The organism is Hydrotalea sp. GW822-HT8A01, assembly GCF_058798575.1.
This window is the reverse complement of sequence record NZ_CM179506.1, coordinates 1,887,501-1,904,950: the sequence shown is the minus strand read 5'-3', so window position 1 is coordinate 1,904,950 and position 17,450 is coordinate 1,887,501. Positions and strand designations below refer to the sequence as shown.

Annotated in this window: 21 protein-coding genes and 2 rRNA genes (1 of these 23 only partly in view); 8 read left to right on the top strand and 15 right to left on the bottom strand. The window is 41.1% G+C overall.

What is annotated here, in order from left to right; genetic code table 11:
* Positions 1 to 21: 21 nt before the first annotated feature.
* The 3 genes from traN to AC3QLY_RS08280 are packed head-to-tail and all read left to right on the top strand — an operon-like array spanning position 22 to position 1,946.
* On the top strand, positions 22 to 924 hold the full coding sequence (traN, locus tag AC3QLY_RS08290; RefSeq protein ID WP_492989624.1) for a conjugative transposon protein TraN: 903 nt from the start codon (positions 22 to 24) through the stop codon (positions 922 to 924).
* Positions 925 to 942: 18 nt separating this feature from the next.
* Complete coding sequence (locus tag AC3QLY_RS08285; protein WP_492989623.1) at positions 943 to 1,500, top strand: conjugal transfer protein TraO; 558 nt, start codon at positions 943 to 945, stop codon at positions 1,498 to 1,500.
* Between the two features lie 11 nt (positions 1,501 to 1,511).
* On the top strand, positions 1,512 to 1,946 hold the full coding sequence (locus AC3QLY_RS08280; protein ID WP_492989622.1) for a DUF3872 domain-containing protein: 435 nt from the start codon (positions 1,512 to 1,514) through the stop codon (positions 1,944 to 1,946).
* 63 nt (positions 1,947 to 2,009) lie between these two features.
* Here the strand turns inward: AC3QLY_RS08280 and AC3QLY_RS08275 are convergent, their stop codons facing one another.
* The 13 genes from AC3QLY_RS08275 to AC3QLY_RS08215 all read right to left on the bottom strand — a co-directional run bounded on the left by AC3QLY_RS08275 (position 2,010) and on the right by AC3QLY_RS08215 (position 10,946).
* Positions 2,010 to 2,252, bottom strand: a complete 243-nt coding sequence (locus AC3QLY_RS08275) for a GNAT family N-acetyltransferase (RefSeq protein ID WP_492989621.1) — start codon at positions 2,250 to 2,252, stop codon at positions 2,010 to 2,012.
* A complete protein-coding gene (locus tag AC3QLY_RS08270) occupies positions 2,156 to 2,494 on the bottom strand; it encodes a hypothetical protein (protein WP_492991279.1) in 339 nt (112 codons plus the stop codon). The genes AC3QLY_RS08275 and AC3QLY_RS08270 overlap by 97 nt, the downstream gene beginning before the upstream one ends.
* Before the next feature lie 140 nt (positions 2,495 to 2,634).
* Positions 2,635 to 3,057 (bottom strand): response regulator, encoded by a 423-nt coding sequence (locus tag AC3QLY_RS08265; RefSeq protein WP_492989620.1) that lies wholly within the window; start codon positions 3,055 to 3,057, stop codon positions 2,635 to 2,637.
* 10 nt (positions 3,058 to 3,067) lie between these two features.
* Positions 3,068 to 3,439, bottom strand: coding sequence for a hypothetical protein (locus tag AC3QLY_RS08260; RefSeq protein WP_492989619.1), 372 nt, complete (start codon positions 3,437 to 3,439; stop codon positions 3,068 to 3,070).
* Positions 3,440 to 3,603: 164 nt separating this feature from the next.
* Positions 3,604 to 3,891: a helix-turn-helix domain-containing protein gene (locus AC3QLY_RS08255; RefSeq protein WP_492989618.1), complete on the bottom strand. Its 288-nt coding sequence runs from the start codon at positions 3,889 to 3,891 to the stop codon at positions 3,604 to 3,606.
* A gap of 2 nt (positions 3,892 to 3,893) precedes the next feature.
* On the bottom strand, positions 3,894 to 4,184 hold the full coding sequence (locus AC3QLY_RS08250; protein WP_492989617.1) for a helix-turn-helix domain-containing protein: 291 nt from the start codon (positions 4,182 to 4,184) through the stop codon (positions 3,894 to 3,896).
* 520 nt (positions 4,185 to 4,704) lie between these two features.
* Positions 4,705 to 4,896 (bottom strand): hypothetical protein, encoded by a 192-nt coding sequence (locus tag AC3QLY_RS08245; protein ID WP_492989616.1) that lies wholly within the window; start codon positions 4,894 to 4,896, stop codon positions 4,705 to 4,707.
* A 53-nt stretch (positions 4,897 to 4,949) separates the two neighbouring features.
* The gene (locus AC3QLY_RS08240) at positions 4,950 to 5,396 is read right to left on the bottom strand and encodes a hypothetical protein (protein WP_492989615.1); all 447 of its coding nucleotides are present in this window, start codon (positions 5,394 to 5,396) and stop codon (positions 4,950 to 4,952) included.
* 3 nt (positions 5,397 to 5,399) lie between these two features.
* Positions 5,400 to 5,807: a hypothetical protein gene (locus AC3QLY_RS08235; protein ID WP_492989614.1), complete on the bottom strand. Its 408-nt coding sequence runs from the start codon at positions 5,805 to 5,807 to the stop codon at positions 5,400 to 5,402.
* Positions 5,808 to 5,858: 51 nt separating this feature from the next.
* The gene (locus tag AC3QLY_RS08230) at positions 5,859 to 6,329 is read right to left on the bottom strand and encodes a DUF1281 family ferredoxin-like fold protein (protein ID WP_492989613.1); all 471 of its coding nucleotides are present in this window, start codon (positions 6,327 to 6,329) and stop codon (positions 5,859 to 5,861) included.
* 52 nt (positions 6,330 to 6,381) lie between these two features.
* Positions 6,382 to 7,455, bottom strand: coding sequence for a DUF932 domain-containing protein (locus AC3QLY_RS08225; protein ID WP_492989612.1), 1,074 nt, complete (start codon positions 7,453 to 7,455; stop codon positions 6,382 to 6,384).
* A 653-nt stretch (positions 7,456 to 8,108) separates the two neighbouring features.
* Positions 8,109 to 9,437, bottom strand: coding sequence for a site-specific integrase (locus AC3QLY_RS08220; RefSeq protein ID WP_492989611.1), 1,329 nt, complete (start codon positions 9,435 to 9,437; stop codon positions 8,109 to 8,111).
* A gap of 249 nt (positions 9,438 to 9,686) precedes the next feature.
* Positions 9,687 to 10,946, bottom strand: coding sequence for an MFS transporter (locus AC3QLY_RS08215; RefSeq protein WP_492989610.1), 1,260 nt, complete (start codon positions 10,944 to 10,946; stop codon positions 9,687 to 9,689).
* A 301-nt stretch (positions 10,947 to 11,247) separates the two neighbouring features.
* Here AC3QLY_RS08215 and AC3QLY_RS08210 point away from each other — a divergent pair, with 301 nt between their 5' ends.
* The 5 genes from AC3QLY_RS08210 (at position 11,248) to AC3QLY_RS08190 (ending at position 15,398) form a co-directional block, all read left to right on the top strand.
* Positions 11,248 to 12,414 carry a Gfo/Idh/MocA family protein gene (locus AC3QLY_RS08210; RefSeq protein WP_074419319.1) on the top strand — a complete coding sequence of 389 codons (1,167 nt, stop codon included), beginning with the start codon at positions 11,248 to 11,250 and terminating at the stop codon, positions 12,412 to 12,414.
* Between the two features lie 91 nt (positions 12,415 to 12,505).
* The gene (locus AC3QLY_RS08205) at positions 12,506 to 13,561 is read left to right on the top strand and encodes a sugar phosphate isomerase/epimerase family protein (RefSeq protein WP_074419301.1); all 1,056 of its coding nucleotides are present in this window, start codon (positions 12,506 to 12,508) and stop codon (positions 13,559 to 13,561) included.
* 32 nt (positions 13,562 to 13,593) lie between these two features.
* Complete coding sequence (locus tag AC3QLY_RS08200; RefSeq protein ID WP_074419300.1) at positions 13,594 to 14,016, top strand: c-type cytochrome; 423 nt, start codon at positions 13,594 to 13,596, stop codon at positions 14,014 to 14,016.
* An 82-nt stretch (positions 14,017 to 14,098) separates the two neighbouring features.
* A complete protein-coding gene (locus tag AC3QLY_RS08195; RefSeq protein WP_081298658.1) occupies positions 14,099 to 14,836 on the top strand; it encodes a 3-keto-disaccharide hydrolase in 738 nt (245 codons plus the stop codon).
* A gap of 112 nt (positions 14,837 to 14,948) precedes the next feature.
* The gene (locus AC3QLY_RS08190; RefSeq protein ID WP_074419317.1) at positions 14,949 to 15,398 is read left to right on the top strand and encodes a nucleoside deaminase; all 450 of its coding nucleotides are present in this window, start codon (positions 14,949 to 14,951) and stop codon (positions 15,396 to 15,398) included.
* A 155-nt stretch (positions 15,399 to 15,553) separates the two neighbouring features.
* On the opposite strand, the gene rrf is transcribed toward AC3QLY_RS08190, so the two are convergent.
* A 5S ribosomal RNA gene (gene rrf / locus AC3QLY_RS08185) occupies positions 15,554 to 15,667 on the bottom strand.
* A 48-nt stretch (positions 15,668 to 15,715) separates the two neighbouring features.
* Positions 15,716 to 17,450 (bottom strand): 23S ribosomal RNA (locus AC3QLY_RS08180); it runs 1,068 nt beyond the window's last position.

The following is a 17,450-nucleotide window of genomic DNA, read 5'->3' as shown; positions in this document are numbered from 1 at the left end:
CACTAAAAAAATAGAAATAAAATGAAAGCAATATTTAAAAGCCTCTTGGCAATGGTTTGTTTGATAGCCTTTAATGCCACCACGAATGCACAGCAGGTTGCATCCAATACAAGCAAATTAAGCATGGGTAAGGTGGAACCTTACGAAATGCAGGTAACGTACAATAAAACTTCCCATCTGATATTTCCGGCAGCTATCCGTTACGTGGATTTGGGCAGTGAGTATCTTATAGCTGGCAAGGCAGAAGATGCCGAAAATGTGCTGCGTGTAAAAGCCACCGTTAAGGACTTTACAGAAGAAACCAATTTTTCGGTGATTACCGATGACGGGCGTTTCTACAACTTCAATGTCTATTACAGTCCATACCCAACAACGCTGAATTACGATTTACTCACCATGCTGAAAGCATCGGACAGGGAAAACGGAAATGATGTGCTGTTTGAGGAACTGGGGAGCAATTCGCCATCGCTGGCCGGGTTGCTCATGGAAACCATTTACAAAAAGGACAAAAGGATTGTAAAGCACATCGCTTCTAAAAGCTACGGTATTCAATTCTTATTGAAAGGTATCTATGTGTATAACGGCAAATTCTATTTCCATACGGAACTGCGCAATTCAAGCAATGTGCCGTTTAATATTGACTTTGTGAGTTTCAAGGTCGTGGATAAGAAAGTGGCAAAGCGTACGGTAGTGCAGGAAAAACCGATGACACCATTGCGTATGTATAAACCGCTTACGGAAATTGCGGGCAATACCACTGACCAAAACTTGTTCTTGCTCGACCAGTTTACCATTACCGATGATAAGGTGTTGGTCATTGAAATTTTTGAAAAGAACGGTGGCAGGCAACAGACCTTACAGGTGGAAAATTCCGACCTCGTACACGCAAAGCTGGTGAATGCCATGCACCTAAAGATTAATTAACCAAAACGTATAAGAACAATGATAAAATACATTTTTGCGGTGATGCTTGCGGTGTTGAGCATTACAGCTACACAGGCACAAAGAATGACACCCGGACAAAAGGGACTGGAAGTAAACGCCGGGTTGTTGTCTAAAGAAGTAAAGGATAATTACTTCCTGAATTTGACCATGACCGTAAACAGCAGGGGCGGTAATTACTGGATTTGGGGTGCAGAATATACCCACCAGTTTGCTGGTTACAGGACTGTACAGATACCGCTGGAAACCTACACGGGTGAAATGGGTTTCGCTCTCCAGCTTTTAGGCGATGCGAGAAAGACAATAACGCTGAATGCGGGGCTTACTGCCGTTGCAGGGTATGAAACCATCAACCGGAGCGAACAGGCGCTGTTTGACGGCTCAAAAATCCTCGACAAAGACCATTTTGTTTACGGAGCCGGAGGGCGTTTGTCCTTTGAAATGTATTTGTCTGACAGGTTTGTGCTACTCCTGCAAGGTCGTACCAAAGTTTTATGGGGTACGGATTTAAAACAGTTCCGTCCATCGGCAGGCGTTGGGCTAAGGTTTAACTTTTAAAAAGAACAACAATGAAACGATTTTTGAATAGAAATAATTTTTTGTGGCTGCTTCTCCTGGTCATTACCAGTTGCACCATATTGTCATCCTGCAATAAGGATGAACTCGATATACAGCAGAACTATCCGTTTGAGGTAAAAGTGATGCCCGTTCCGGGAGATATATCGAACGGACAGACCGTTGAAATAAGGGTTACAGTTGAGCGGAGCGGTAATTTCAACGATGCAAAATACTTTATCCGCTATTTCCAATATGACGGGCAAGGTACATTGCGCTATTACAACGAACCGCCGTATATGCCGAATGATTTGTACCAGTTTTCCGCTACACAGTTCCGGCTGTACTACACTTCACAGTCCACCGTATCGCAGTCGTTTGATATATGGATAAGCGACAATTTCGGAAATGAAAAGAGAGTGAGTTTTCAGTTTAACAACAAGGATTAGGAAGCGATTGCATCAATCGAAAAACAGAAGTCGTCCGACAAAAAAAGTCGGGCGACTTTTTTATTACAGTTCTAAAACATAGTACAATACGTCTTCCGTAGTGCCATCAAGCCAATTGAGCGTTTCCCTATGAGTATAGGTGAAGCCTAATCGTTGATTAGCCGCTTTGGAAATTGTATTGCTCTCCCGGTGGCTTACCGTTAATCTTTTCAACGGCAGTTTAGATGCCCATTCCATTCTGATTTTATAAAGAAGCGAAGACAGCCCTTTTCCTCTGTATTCTTTTTTGATATAGGGTTGTCCCAAATATGCTCCTCATCATTCTGACGTATAATGCTGGTCATACCAATGGGTATGTCGTTATCCATAAGAACAAAAACCGCACGAGGGTATTTTACCCGTTCCTGCCATTGGGCATCCGTAAGGTCTGCTTCGGCTGGTGTGCTGCATCTAAACATAGATGGCTCCGTTTGTATAGCCTCCAAACGCATTGATTTATAAAGAGGGGCTTCGTCATCATGTAACTGGCGAATAGTGTAAGTGCCCATTTCTATTTGTAATTGATTGCTGTCCATAAACCCCAAAAAAATGTAAAATATTGCATATAGCAATTTACAAAATTATATACTTAATAAGGCTATCAAAGGGAATGCAAAAGTTCCAGTAATAAAAGTCCTACTGTTCTAAATTACTTGTTGCTAAAATACTCCGTTGCTATATTACTAATCCCCACGCTAAAATATTTTTTGCTCCTGCCCAATGCTTTTACGGCAGTTACAATTTCATCAGGGTCGGCAAATTTTAATACATATCCTGATACGCCTGTTTCCAGCATCTCCGTAACTTTTTCTTTGTTATCGTTCGTACTTGAAATTAATACTTTCAAATCGGGATGTCTTTCGAGCAACAATTTAGCTGTTGCAAAATCTTCCTCAACGATACATACGTCAGGCAGTTCTCCATCTTCTTGTATTTTCTGAAGTGCATTCTGTCCATTACTTACCTGAAACTGTACGATGTAACCGGAGTTCTCAAATTGGTTTACGGAATTGTACCGAAGCTGTGCATTATCATCTATTACAGCTATCCGAATTGTATTATCATTACTCATAATCGTTACTTTATTTTTGTTGTTTGAATAAAGATTTCCACCCATTACCTAAATTAGTAACGGGCGGTTCTTTCTTTATAATTTCTTCCTTATGTATATCTCTTATGTTATGGATAATAAGCCAATGATAAAACTCCCCCAAGTCATCGGGAGTAAAACGTATCACATTGCCATTTTTGAGGGAAATAATAAAGCAGTCAATCGTAACTGCAAAAGCCGACAATTCGGAGGCAGGAAATGCTAAGGCGGGATAAGTATTGCTTACAGTGTCCATAATATCCGTTTTAGTAATGGAGCCTGCAAACAAAAAAGAGGCGCAGGCAACCACACTCATCGACATTAAGGCACTGGTACGCCTCTCTCCGAATAAGCGAGCGCCCACGCCATAGCATGAGCGTTCTTACTTATTGCCTCGGAGAATTTAAAAATTACCAGTTTCTAATGTCGAGACCTAAAGCAAAAACACTTTAAGTTTTTAATATTTTACATAGCAAAGATAACAATGTTGCCTCTTTTACGCAACCAATCATTTACCTTTCTACTTGCTTATGATTTGTTTATGTAATTACGTTCCAATATTTCTAATATATCAGACTGCCTGAAGATGATTTTACCGCCAATCTGCACGTAAGGCAGGATATTATCGTCCCTGTACTGTTGCAGGGTGCGTTTGCTGATATGTAACAGCTTGCACAGGTCTTCGCCCGATAAATAAACCTCTCCGTTCATTACAGGACGGTAGTTGTTCAATATGAGTTCCAGACGTGTGCGGAGTTCTTCAAACTTGCTTTTGTAGTAGGCAATTTCTTCCGCATCATTATCAAAAAGTTCCATGCTCATTTGTTTGGGGTTTGTACATCGGGAACAAGCAAACGCTGTACGTCCGAAAGTTTGTAATAATTCTTGCGGTTCAGTTTTGAAAAAGGCAAAAGCCCTTTGTCTTTGTATGATTGCAGGGTGCGTTTGGTAATGCCCAGCATAAGGCACACCTCCTGATTATCGAGCCACCTTTCCCCGTTAAAAATGCCTACATAGGCTTTGCTTGCATCGGTGGTAAGCTGTAACAGTTCGTCCAGCTCTGCGGTCAGTTCTTTGAGAACAGACTTCGGTATTGCTATTACTTCCATAATCCTTTCCTCACTTCTTTACGTCAGAAATGGAAATTAGGAAAGGTTTTAGGGCGTATTTTAAATGCGGGTGTGTTTGGCTTTGAATGGTAAGGTTTGGCGCAAAAGAAAACGGTACAAGCCTGTAAAGACCTGTACCGTTATAAGATTGACGTGTTATTTATCGTGATTTCTGAACCTCTGTATTTTTAGAGGCTATTTCTTTTTTCTCCCTCGAATACACCCATAGCGATAACAGCCCATAGATAATCAAAGCGTAAGCTATCCATTTGCCTACACGCTCGATGAACCTAATGGCGACTGATTTTTCATAGCTGGAAAAACCCTCTGCTCCGGTAGGGCTACGCCTGTAAAACCTCCTGCGATTAATCCAATAACGCAAACCTAAGCCTGCTACCAAAAATATTATTCCTATGACTAATGATGATACCATAATTCTACTGTTTAATTTACAAAAAACTATCCACTCCGCTATAAACAAAAATACAAAATATAAACTTGGGTGACTGCAAGAAACGACCTAAGTATTACAGGACTGTTTTGTCTTTAATGCTAACAATTTCTCGTGCATATCTGCCCAATATGCCTGCCGTTCTTTATCACTTTCTACTGGCGGTTCATGCTGATATCCTTTGTACCAGCCTGTTTGCCGAATGGCTTTTTTAAGGTCTGTAACTTCAATCCATTCTCCTTTTTTATCTCTTATTTTCATTGCCTTTGATTTTAAAGGCGACCGTCTGCACTGGCGGTCGCCCGTGTTTGCTATTACCAATCCTCGCTCATGGGTCTTGGGTTGGGCTGTATTGCCTCCATATTGTCCCATATATAGTTGAAAATTTCCTGTATGTCCTTGTCAGAAAATTTACGGAGCATGATGGCGTGTCGGTAATCATCATATATGTCTATTTCACGGCTTGGGAAATTGCCTGTTGCAATTTTACACACACTTCGTCCGCTTCTTATACATAGATGCAGTGTGCTATCGTTCCAACCCTCATAGCCAAGTATCAGCGTTTCATCTAAAGGAACTGCACCGGACAAAGCCTTATTAACGGTAGGGTCTGTGAATGTCAATTTTGCAAGGCGATTGCAATGTGGCATACCCTCATGTTCTGCCATCTTGCTGGCAAACAATACCTGCTCAATAGCACCTTTGGGGTTTTCAATACCAAATAGCAGGGTTTCAATACTGAATGAGATTTTATTTTTCATAGCTTATTTGTTTGAGGTTATTTGTAATAATCTTTCACTCCCGAAAAGCAGGTGTATCGCTCGTTTTAAATCAGGGTTACAGTTTTCGCTGTCTGCATACTCGATAAGGCAGTGTACGGTAAACAATGAATTGTGTCCGTCAAAAAAATGGTCAGTAAACCAGTTTGGTCGTTTCCATAATTGGCGGTCATGTTTCCCGATTGCCTTGTGTGCATTCTCTACAAGCCTGTACCAAAATTCTGCGGTGAAAAATCCATTTTGATACCAGCCCTCACGAAAGGCGGTTTCATTTTGCAGAAAGTAATCGCATTGCTTTTCTATTGCAGCTTGAAGGTTCTGTAATTCTTCGGGGAACAGTTTACTTAGTAGTGTTCCTTTATCCAAATTGTTCATTTTGTTTAATGCTTTCATTCTATTGATTTTTTAGAGGCGACCACTATTGCAGGCAGTCGCCTATGGTTGTTAATTATTATTGGCTACCTTCCTTTCCAAAAGCATCTCCAGTATTTCCCATTCGCTTTCGTATGTTTCACCCTCAAAAAAATAGCTGTCTGTTTCTTCGTATGATTGATAGGCTTCAAAGTCTTCGCTATCTAAATAGATGTCGGTTAAGATACCGTTAGCATAGGTTGCCCGACCATAAACAGCACTGCCCAATTCTTCATATTCATGTGTAAAACCGACTTTAAAATATTCTGCTACCTGCTGTAATATTTCGGTATTGGGCGACCATTTGGTATCATAGTAAAGTACGTCCTCCGCTTCCCAACGTATAGCAAAAAACCAATCGTTTTCTACTGCTATAAATGGAGGCAACTGCCCGCAATCCGTTTCTCTTTCTGCTTTCGCCATTTGCAAAAACACTTCCTTTATCTTTTTCATGATGGTTTCGTCTGCTTCAAACCAAACCACGTTGTTGCACCAATTTGCCATAGTTGTTTATTTTTAAAGGCGACCACCATTGCAGGCAGTCGCCTTTTGTTAATTAATTCAATTGAAATACGTCTGCTCCGATTTTCTCGAATGAGGTACACAGGTCAAAGGCTTTTTGGGTCTTTAGCTGTGCAGTACCGCCCATTACAATGCTCTGTAATTTGGCTTCATCGTCTTTGTAGCTTCTTACATTCTGAAAGTAGCCTGTAACAGCATTGTACGCCCCGAACAGTGTGCCTTTAGTGGTGTTCATCTGCTGCGTGTCGCTGGTCATAGCGTATGCAAAGGCATCATCTACGGTATTTTTGAACACGGTAGAAACTTCATCTTCCGCACCTTTTTTAATCAGGTCAAGCGTTTCTTTATTTGGGCAAAGCGCAAGCTGTATCAGCTTTTTAACTTCCCTGTCCGATACCTGAACTTTTGCCCATTGGTTGAAAATGCCCTCTAACTGATTGCTAAGGGTGTTCGCCAATCCCATAACCTTATGAGCATTGTCAAGGCGTTGTTTTGCGCCTGCTGTGTGCTTAATGCGTACCACATTGCTCATAGTGCGGAGTGATGCGTTTAAGGTGTTTTGGCAAACGATGCGAATGGGTGTAAACGCTGCGGTAATACTTCCGCTACCATCATGCGAAGTAGTCAGGAAAATGTATTTTTCGGTTACATCGTCACCGTTGCCTACACGGATATAGTCAGGTAGTTTTGCAGTAATGAAAATACGCTCGCCCTGTCCTAATGCTCCTGCTGTCTCGTATAAGATACCATCACCACCGCCTACGATTGCATCAAAGAAATTAAAGGCTTCCCGGTTCTGTACGATATGGTAGTCTTTGCCCACCACGCCCAATACTGCATTGTTATCGGTTCTGATATTGGCGAAGTAGTTAGGTACGTGTAACTGGCTGTCGGCTATCTCGATGCCCTGTGCGGTTTCGATGATGTTTGAGCCTGTGGTAAACAACGGACTTTTTACGACTTCATAGTCAAGCCCTGCATGTTTGATGGCTTCCGCACTTGTTGGGTATTCCTCGATGATTTGCCCTAAGTTGTGCCATGATTTTTCCTTTACGCTAAAGAATGAATAACGTCCTGTTCTGCTGTCGAAATTAAGATTGTGTGCCATGATTTTTTACTTTTTTAGTGATTGTTTGAATTGATTTTTTTGTTGATTTATTCGGTATGGTGGGGAGGTGCTGTTTCGTTTCGTTACCTTTTCCAATGCTTTTAATCTTCATACCTGACATTTTTTTTATTCGTCTAAGGAGCCGGAGTATGCTATGTTTCGTTTCACGAGCATAAAAGGTTAGTGTTTAGGCGGCACAAGGTTTTGGAAAACAAATACTACCCAAAGGGTGGAGATTTTTTTTCAAACTTGCATGACCTTTTGCCGCCGTTAAGAACACGGTCATACCTTTGCTCTTGGAACGAAAACAAAACCGCATACAGGCTTCCTGGATAAAAAAACATGAGTGGAAGCAATGAAGATTGCATTGGTAAAAGGTTCTAAATGGGATAGAAATTTTACTTCCAACTCACTGAATTTCTAAAAGCCATTTTTGATGTACGTGGCTGCGAAAGCCACATAAAGGATATTGGAAAATGATTGTAAAGGATGTGGGCAGGCGTTTTTCAATAGTCTTTGTCAACAACCCGACAAAGCTCTTTTAAGGCAAAGGATATGTGCAGAGGGCATTAAATGTGCTTTGGGGTTAAGTTGGGAAACAAAAAAGCAGGACGATTAAATCCTGCTCTATAATTTGGAAAGAAGAACAATTACTATATAGCAAGTTCCAATTCTTCGGCATCCATAACGATTACCACATCGGAAACAATTTCGTTCTGTGAAGAAATGTCTGTTTGCATGGCACTAAATGAAACTTCCATTGCCTGTAAATTCCGTGCAACAATATCCATATCCATGCCCACTTTTTCATTAAGTATCTTGGCATAGATTTGAGTGGTGGTAATGTTTGTATGCCCCATCATTTTTTGTACACTTTCGAGTGATGCACCAGCCGTTAATATCATGGTAGCAAACGTATGGCGGGCTGTATGGAATGTTACTTTCTGTTCCGTTACCACACCTGCGGCTTCCATAATCTTAATTACATGAGCATTACAAGTGCTATTGGATGGAATAGGAAAAACAAACTCGTTCTTTGTTGTACCCAAATACTTCTCAACGATTTTCTTTGGTATTTCCAATAATCTAACATTGGAAGAAACATCGGTTTTCTTTCTCCGGCTGATAATCCATTGATGTCCGTCAAAGAAATTCTGAATGTTGCACCGTTTCAGTTTTTTAATATCCGCATAAGAAAGCCCGGTAAAACAACTGAAAATAAAAAGGTCACGTACAAGTTCATACTTCAGTTTCGGAAGACAACAAAGCATAATCTTTTCTACGTCTTCTTTCAATAGGAAACCCCTGTCGCTTTCTTTCATAGTGATTTCGTAATCCTCGAAAGGATTATTGCGTATCATGCCCTTTTTCATTGCCAGCTCTACCATTCGCAATACGGGCATGGTGTACACCCAAACCGTGTTATGGGTACATTCCTTGTCTATACGCAGGTAAAAATCAAACTCACGGATAAAGTCGGAGGTGAGTTCTTTGAAAGCCATATCCGTTCTTAAATACCGTAGCTGGATAAATTCGGAGAGGTGGTTGTAAACGATTTTGTATTTATCATAGGTGCTTTGCGAACGTTCCTTTTTAGCCACCATCTTGGCGAAATCATCGTTGTGGGCTTGGAAGACCTTTAAGATGGCATCTTCCATAACGCCCACACCTAAAAATGCCAGTTTCAATTTCTGTGCGGTGGCAAAGCCATCGTATTTGAGCAATTCCTCGTAATGCTTATCAATACGCAGGCGTATTTCATCCAACTTTTTATTGATGCTTAGTGCTTGGGTGCTTTTACCCAACACACGACCGTGTTTCAAATCCCAATTATCAGGGTGAATTTCCAGCTTGGTGCTGAAAGATGCGGGCTTACCGTCAATGGTAATGCGCCCCATAATAGCAACTGCTCCGTTCTTCTTAGGCTCATTTTTCTTTAGGTAGAAAAGCAGCTTAAACGTTGACCTTTTCGACTGTTCCATAACTCAATTGTTTAATGTTTAAAATTAAATTTCAATGAGTTACAAGGAAAGATGAAAAGGAGTGCAGAAGACTGAAATATAATCAGTTACATCATTATTGGTCAGGTGGTAATCAGTAACGATTTAGTAACCCAACCCTGTCTTTTTAAGCCCAAAAACTAAAGTACAGTGACTTCCAACTTTAGTCCCACGTTTCATAAACTACTGTGTTTGAACGGACTTCGCCGTTTTGCTTACTTTTGCTTTTATCTAAGTTTTTTTTGAAAAAAACAATGTGGTAAATGCCACAATTAAAATAACAGGAATTACAAAAGTAGTATTAATAATAGCCGGGCCTGCTGCTTTTTTGGCTTCAATTAACTGATTGGCCATATCTGAACCGGGAGGCGCTTCCATAAACGCTTTAATATCGGCATTTACCGGTAATTGCGCAGCCAGTAGATTGTCGTAATGGCTACCCATAAAAATGGTATATATCGAAACGGCAAACATACCTGCACCGCCCATTAAATTAATACCAACAGCACCGGTTTCAGGCAGGTTTTCAGAAACAAAACCCAACATGGTTGGCCAAAAATAACACACCCCCAAACCAAATACCAATGCACCTATAAACAATAAATTACCGGTTGTATGTCCCAGTATATACAAACCCAAGGCCGAAAATATGGCCGAGAATAATAGCACACCTGCAGGTGACAACCGATGCACCACAGGGCCGGCAAAACCACGGCCCACCACCATCACACCAGTTTCAATGGTTAAGAGCAAAATAGCGTTATCACTTACATTTTTTAATAATACGTCAATCCATTGTCCAGTAAATAGTTCAGTAATAGCTGTACCAAACATTAAAATAATCATAATAATGAATAAAGGGTTCAATAAAGAGCGGTACATTTTTGCAGTACTAACTCCTTTTGCCACCCGTTCAGTTACAGGGAATTGCAATTTGCTGAATAAGTAACCATATATTAATGTAGGTACAATCATTAAGCCCACTTGAATTTGCCAGCCAATACCTATTTTATTTAATAAAAAAACCAGTAAAGTACCAATTACGATACCCCCTGGAAACCACAAATGAAAGTGGTTGAGTTTGGTAGTTTTATTATCAGGGTATAACGAAGTAATTAATGGATTACATGCCGCCTCTACAGTTCCATTGGCAAGGCCAATTAACAAAGTAGAAATAAATAAAGCAGCATAAGGGCTACCAAATTTCCCTGCATAAATGGTTAAAATAATACCTGCTAAATGAAATACAAATGCAAGAATTAATAAACGCTTCATGCCAATAACATCTACCACAATGCCGCCAAAAATAATGGCCAGTGGGAAACCCCAGAATGCAGTAGCAGCAATAGCGCCCAACTCGGCTTTATTGAGTTGAAACTGGGTCCCCAGAGTATCTAAAATACCCGCTCGAATACCAAAGGAAAGAGATGTTACCAATAAGGCTAAACAACTGGCAACAAATAATTTGTTTTTTTGAATGTTGGCTTGCATAATCAATCGTTAGGTATAAATCGTTTGAAGGTTAAATGTAAAAGTAATTTTTTAACCAGCAGCATTTGTAATGGATTTTGATAAAAATCAATTCTTTTTTAACCCTTTGTAAATGTGTTTTTTTATAGTACACAAAGCTTACATTTGATTGCAGTTGAAATGAATGTTTGCCAAAACAAATTTCATTTATCCAAGCAGCCCTATTGCATTGCCTGTTGTTTCCAGTTATCTTTTTGTAGAATAACAACGTGAATATCCGGCCAATATGGCTCATTTTTTACAGCAAAAAAATAAAGAAATCATGAAAAGAAAATTACGAATGGGTATGATTGGTGGCGGAAAAGATGCTTTTATTGGCGCCATCCACCGTATAGCAGCCAATATGGATGGATTGATTGAACTGAGCTGCGGTGCATTGAGCATTCATCCGCAAACAGCAATTGAATCGGGGGAAATGCTTTTTTTGCCCAAAGAAAGAACCTATTTAACCTACGAAGAAATGCTGCAGGCCGAAAGCAAAATGCCTGCCAATGAACGAATAGATTTTGTTACCATTGTTACCCCCAACTTTGCACATTTTGCACCCGCCATGATGGCATTGGATCTAGGCTTTCATGTAGTAATTGAAAAACCCATTACTTTTTCGTTAGATGAAGCCAAGCAACTGAAAGAAAAACTGGCTACAACGGGATTGCATTTGTGTTTAACACATACATACTCAGGTTATCCCATGGTGAAGCAGGCAAAAGCCATGATTCAGGCAAATACTTTAGGTAAAATCAGAAAGGTTTGGGTAGAATATCCGCAGGGATGGCTTAGCAAATTATCTGAACGCGAAGGCAATGCACAAGCAGCCTGGCGCACCGATCCTAAAAAGAGCGGTAAAAGTGGTGCCATGGGCGATATTGGAACCCATGCTGCCCATTTAGCAGAATACATTACCGGCTTAAAAATTACACATTTGTGTGCCGATTTGAATGTAATGGTAGAAGGCAGGGCATTAGATGATGATGGTAATGTATTATTGAAATTTAACAACGGTGCAGCAGGAGTTTTAATGGCATCGCAAGTAGCTGCAGGCGAAGAAAATGCACTGAAAATAAGGGTTTATGGTGAAAAAGGAGGCATTGAATGGGCACAACAGGAACCCAATACCTTAATGGTAAAGTGGTTAGATGCACCTACACAAATATTGAGGGCAGGCAGCAATTATACCGAGCGCCTCTCTTCTTTTGCTACACAAAATTGCCGCACTCCGGGTGGGCATCCCGAAGGCTACTTAGAAGCATTTGGCAATATTTACCGAAATTTTGCACGCACACTTTTAGCAGAACAACAAGGCGAAACACCTACACCTGAAATGCTTGATTTTCCTTCAGTTGCCGAAGGAGTTAGAGGTATGGCATTTATTGACAGTGTGATAGCCTCTGCTCATTCATCGGAAAAATGGACGCTATTTACGGAGTAGTATTGACGAATAGTATTACCGAACGTACAAGTGTGCGACGCAACAACAGTCCCATACTTGTACAATTGCTGACTACAAAAAAAATATCACCATGCAAACAATAAAAGGGCCCGGAATTTTTTTAGCACAGTTCATGGGTAATGAACCTCCCTTTAACAGCCTGCCTGCTATTTGCGAATGGGCCGCCGGATTGGGTTATAAAGGCATTCAAATACCTACTTGGGATGCCCGCTGCATTAATTTACAATTAGCTGCCGAAAGTAAAACCTATGCCGATGAATTGAAAGGATTGGTAAACAGTTATGGCCTGGCTATTACCGAGCTATCCACGCATTTACAAGGGCAGTTAATGGCCGTGCATCCTGCTTATGATGCTTTGTTTGATGGCTTTGCACCTGCCGAAGTACATGGCAATAGCAAGGCACGCACCGAATGGGCAGCCCAACAACTGCGCTATGCAGCCAAAGCATCGCAACACTTAGGATTGAGTGCCCATGCTACTTTTAGCGGTGCATTGGCCTGGCCAATGATGTATCCCTGGCCACAAAGACCGATAGGTTTGGTTGAAACAGCCTTTACAGAACTGGCAAACCGTTGGTTGCCCATATTGCGTTATTTTGATGAGTGTGATGTGGATATTTGTTATGAAATACACCCCGGCGAAGATTTGCACGATGGTGTTAGCTACGAAATGTTTTTAGATGCAGTTGAACAACACCGCAGAGCATGTTTGTTATATGACCCATCTCATTTGTTACTGCAATGTCTGGATTATTTAACTTATATTGATTACTACCATGAACGCATACGGGCTTTTCATGTAAAAGATGCAGAATTTAATCCAACCGGAAAACAGGGCGTATATGGTGGTTTTCAAAGCTGGGTAAACCGTGCCGGCAGGTTTAGATCGCTTGGCGACGGGCAGATAAATTTTAAATCTATTTTCAGCAAATTAGCTACTTACGATTATAAAGGATGGGCAGTATTAGAATGGGAATGTTGTATTAAAAACGCAACAGATGGTGCCAAAGAAGGAGCTCCTTTTATCAGTAACCATATTATTCATGTTACCGAAAAAGCATTTGATGATTTTGCAGGCACTGCTGCTTCAGAAGATTTTAACCGTTCGGTATTGGGATTGAAATAACTTTGCACCATTATTTAAAAAATTTATTTTTTATGAAAAAAATGTCAATCGTAATCAGCATGGCTTTTCTGGCCTATGCCTGTGGAAACAGCAATCAGAATAGTGGCGATCAGTCAGCCGCTGCAAGCACTTCTACCCCACAAACTGAAGCAGCTTCACCTGCACCCGCAACTGCATCAACCGATTTATCAGACAATCCAGATTATAAAAAAGGCTTGGCACTGATAGCAAAAAATGATTGTTTAACCTGCCATAAAGTAGACGAAAAATTAATTGGCCCTGCTTACCGCGATGTTGCCAATAAATATACCGATAAAGATATACCTATGCTGGCCGCAAAAATTATTAAAGGTGGGTCAGGTGTTTGGGGCCAGGTACCTATGACACCACATCCTAATTTATCTGTTGCCGATGCAGAACAAATGGTTAAATATATTTTGTTATTGAAAAAATAATAATAACGTATTTGTATTGACGTATAAAGAAATGTGCAGTGCCGATATGCCGATAAGCAATTCATCATTTAAAATATATTATATGCTACCAAAAAAATTAACTGCGGCGCTGATTATCATGAGCGCATTGTTTGTTTCTTTTGCGTTTACAAAGAAAACTTTTGAGATACCCATCCTAAATGCTCAACATGGATGGGTGTCTTTATTTGATGGCAAAACCTTTAACGGTTGGCATAGTTATGGCAAAACCACTGTAGGTAATGCCTGGAAAATTGAGGATGGGGCAATTCATTTAAATGCTGCCGATAAAAAAAGCTATCAAACAGAAGGTGGTGGCGATTTGGTTACCAATAAAGCCTTTACTAATTTCGATTTTAAAGCTGAGTGGAAAATATCGAAAGATGGCAACAGCGGTATTTTATTTTTTGTTCAAGACAATCCGGCCAAATACAACGAAACATGGAATACGGGATTAGAAATGCAGGTTTTAGATAATGATGGCCACCCCGATGGCAAAATTCATAAACATCGTGCCGGCGATTTGTATGACTTAATTGCCTGTAGTAAAGAAACGGTTAAACCCGTTGGTGAATGGAATAAAGTAGAAATTATTGCCAACCACAGTACATTACAACTTATTTTAAATGGTACAGTTGTAGTAAAAACAACCTTATGGGACAATAACTGGCAAGACATGATTGCCCATAGCAAATTTAAAAACATGCCGGGCTTTGGGATGTTTAAAAAAGGCCATATTGCCCTACAGGATCACGGAAATGATGTTTGGTTTAGAAATATTCAAATCAGACAATTACCTTAAACCATTAAATCAGTCATTGTATTACTTCAAACCCTTTTACGAGGGTTTGTTTTTTTATACGCTACTTTGCATTTGGGAAATAACAAAACAATGGTATCATTCAATTTTTTTTATGGATATATTAAAAGATGATGCTTATTATATGCGAAAGGCATTAGAGCAGGCTGAATTAGCCTTTGATGCAGATGAAGTGCCTGTTGGGGCCATTATTGTACAGCACAATGAAATTATAGCACGTGGATATAACCAGGTGGAGTTATTGAAAGATGCCACAGCACATGCAGAAATTATTGCATTAACAACGGCATTTGGCGCATTGGGTTCGAAGTATTTACCGGAAGCCACACTGTATGTTACCTTAGAGCCTTGCCTGATGTGTGCCGGTGCTTTGTATTGGAGTAAAATTGGGCGGATTGTATATGGCGCAGCCGACGAAAAAAATGGTTATAGCCGGTACTTTCCTCAACAATATCCTTTTCATCCCAAAACCACCCTTACACAAGGTGTATTGGCAGATGAAGCTGCTTTTTTAATGAAGGCATTTTTTAGAAGAAAAAGGTGAATGTACAAAAAGATTGATCCGTGTTTTTTAAGGATTCAATGGTGTAATCAAAGACTTGAGAAATGGTGTTTTACCTATTTATAACTTATCTAATTTTTTAGTTTTACAGCATAAAAAAAGCCAGCTTAGTATTATCTAAGCCGGCTTTAAGATAAATACGGCAGCTACCTACTCTCCCAGGGACAAGGCCCAAGTACCATTGGCCATGAGGGACTTAACTTCTCTGTTCGGAATGGGAAGAGGTGAACACCCTCGGTATAACCACCATAAACTCTTCAATAAGTTAACATATTGGGAAGTGTTTTGTGTAAATAAAAAAAATAAAGCTTACGGGTAATTAGTACTACTCGACTTTGCTGTTACCAGCTGTACATCTGTAGCCTATCAACGTCATCGTCTCTGACGACCCTTAAAAGTAAACTCATCTTGTGGAAGGTTTCACGCTTAGATGCTTTCAGCGTTTATCCTGGCTGTACATAGCTACTCAGCATTGCACCTGGCGGCACAACTGATACACCAGCGGTACATGCAACCCGGTCCTCTCGTACTAAGGTCACGTCCACTCAATTTACTAACGCCCACCACAGATAGGGACCGAACTGTCTTGCGACGTTCTGAACCCAGTTCACGTGCCACTTTAATCGGCGAACAGCCGAACCCTTGGGACCTTCTCCAGCCCCAGGATGTGACGAACCGACATCGAGGTGCCAAACCTTACCGTCGATATGAGCTCTTGGGTAAGATCAGCCTGTTATCCCCGGAGTACCTTTTATCCTTTGAGCGATGGCCCTTCCATACAGAACCACCGGATCACTTTAGCCTGCTTTCGCACCTGCTCGGCTTGTCTGCCTCACAGTCAAGCACCCTTCTACTAATGCGCTCTGCGTACGATTACCAACCGTACTGAGGGTACCTTTGCGAGCCTCCGTTACTTTTTAGGAGGCGACCACCCCAGTCAAACTACCCACCATGCAATGTCTCCCGCCTCTGGCGGGATTAGGTTCTAAGCAACAAAAGGTTGGTATTTCAACGTTGACTCCATAATGCCTGGCGACACTACTTCATAGTCTCCCAACTATCCTACACATTTGTTGCTCAAAATCAATGCAAAGTTGTAGTGAAGGTTCACGGGGTCTTTCCGTCCCGTGGCGGGTAACCGGCATCTTCACCGATACTACAATTTCACCGGGCTCGTGGAGGAGACAGTGTTCAACTCATTAGACCATTCGTGCAGGTCGGAACTTACCCGACAAGGAATTTCGCTACCTTAGGACCGTTATAGTTACGGCCGCCGTTTACCGGGGCTTCAGTCAAGAGCTTCGGTTTAATCCTAACCCCCTTCCTTAACCTTCCGGCACCGGGCAGGTATCAGGCTCTATACGTCATCTTACGATTTTGCAGGGCCCTGTGTTTTTGTTAAACAGTTGGTTGAACCATTTTACTGAGACCGCTTCGCAGCGGTACGCTTTATCCCGAAGTTACAGCGTCAATTTGCCTAGTTCCTTCTCCACGGCTCACCCGAGCGCCTTAGAATACTCATCCCGTCTACCTGTGTCGGTTTGCGGTACTGGCTGCTATACTCGCTTTTCTTGGCAGCAATTTTATGGTTTCGATTCCTCCGAAGATTCCTCTCAGGCGAACATCCGTCTGTTCGCAACCACCACGTCACTGCGTCACTTTCATCGTATAGCAGGTGCGGGATTATTAACCCGCTTCCCATCAGATTCCCCTTTCGGGTGCTCCTAAGGTCCAGACTAACCCTGATCCGATTAACGTTGATCAGGAAACCTTAGACTTTCGGCGAAGGAGTTTTTCACTCCTTTTATCGTTACTTATGCCTACATTTTCTTTTGAAACCGCTCCAACATGGCTCACGCCACACCTTCAACGCTGGTTTCAATGCTCCCCTACCAATTATACTAAAAGTATAATTTTAGAACTTCGGCTCGTAGTTTGATGCCCGATTATTTTCCGTGCAAGACCTCTCGACCAGTGAGCTGTTACGCACTCTTTAAATGAATTGCTGCTTCCAAGCAAACATCCTGGCTGTTA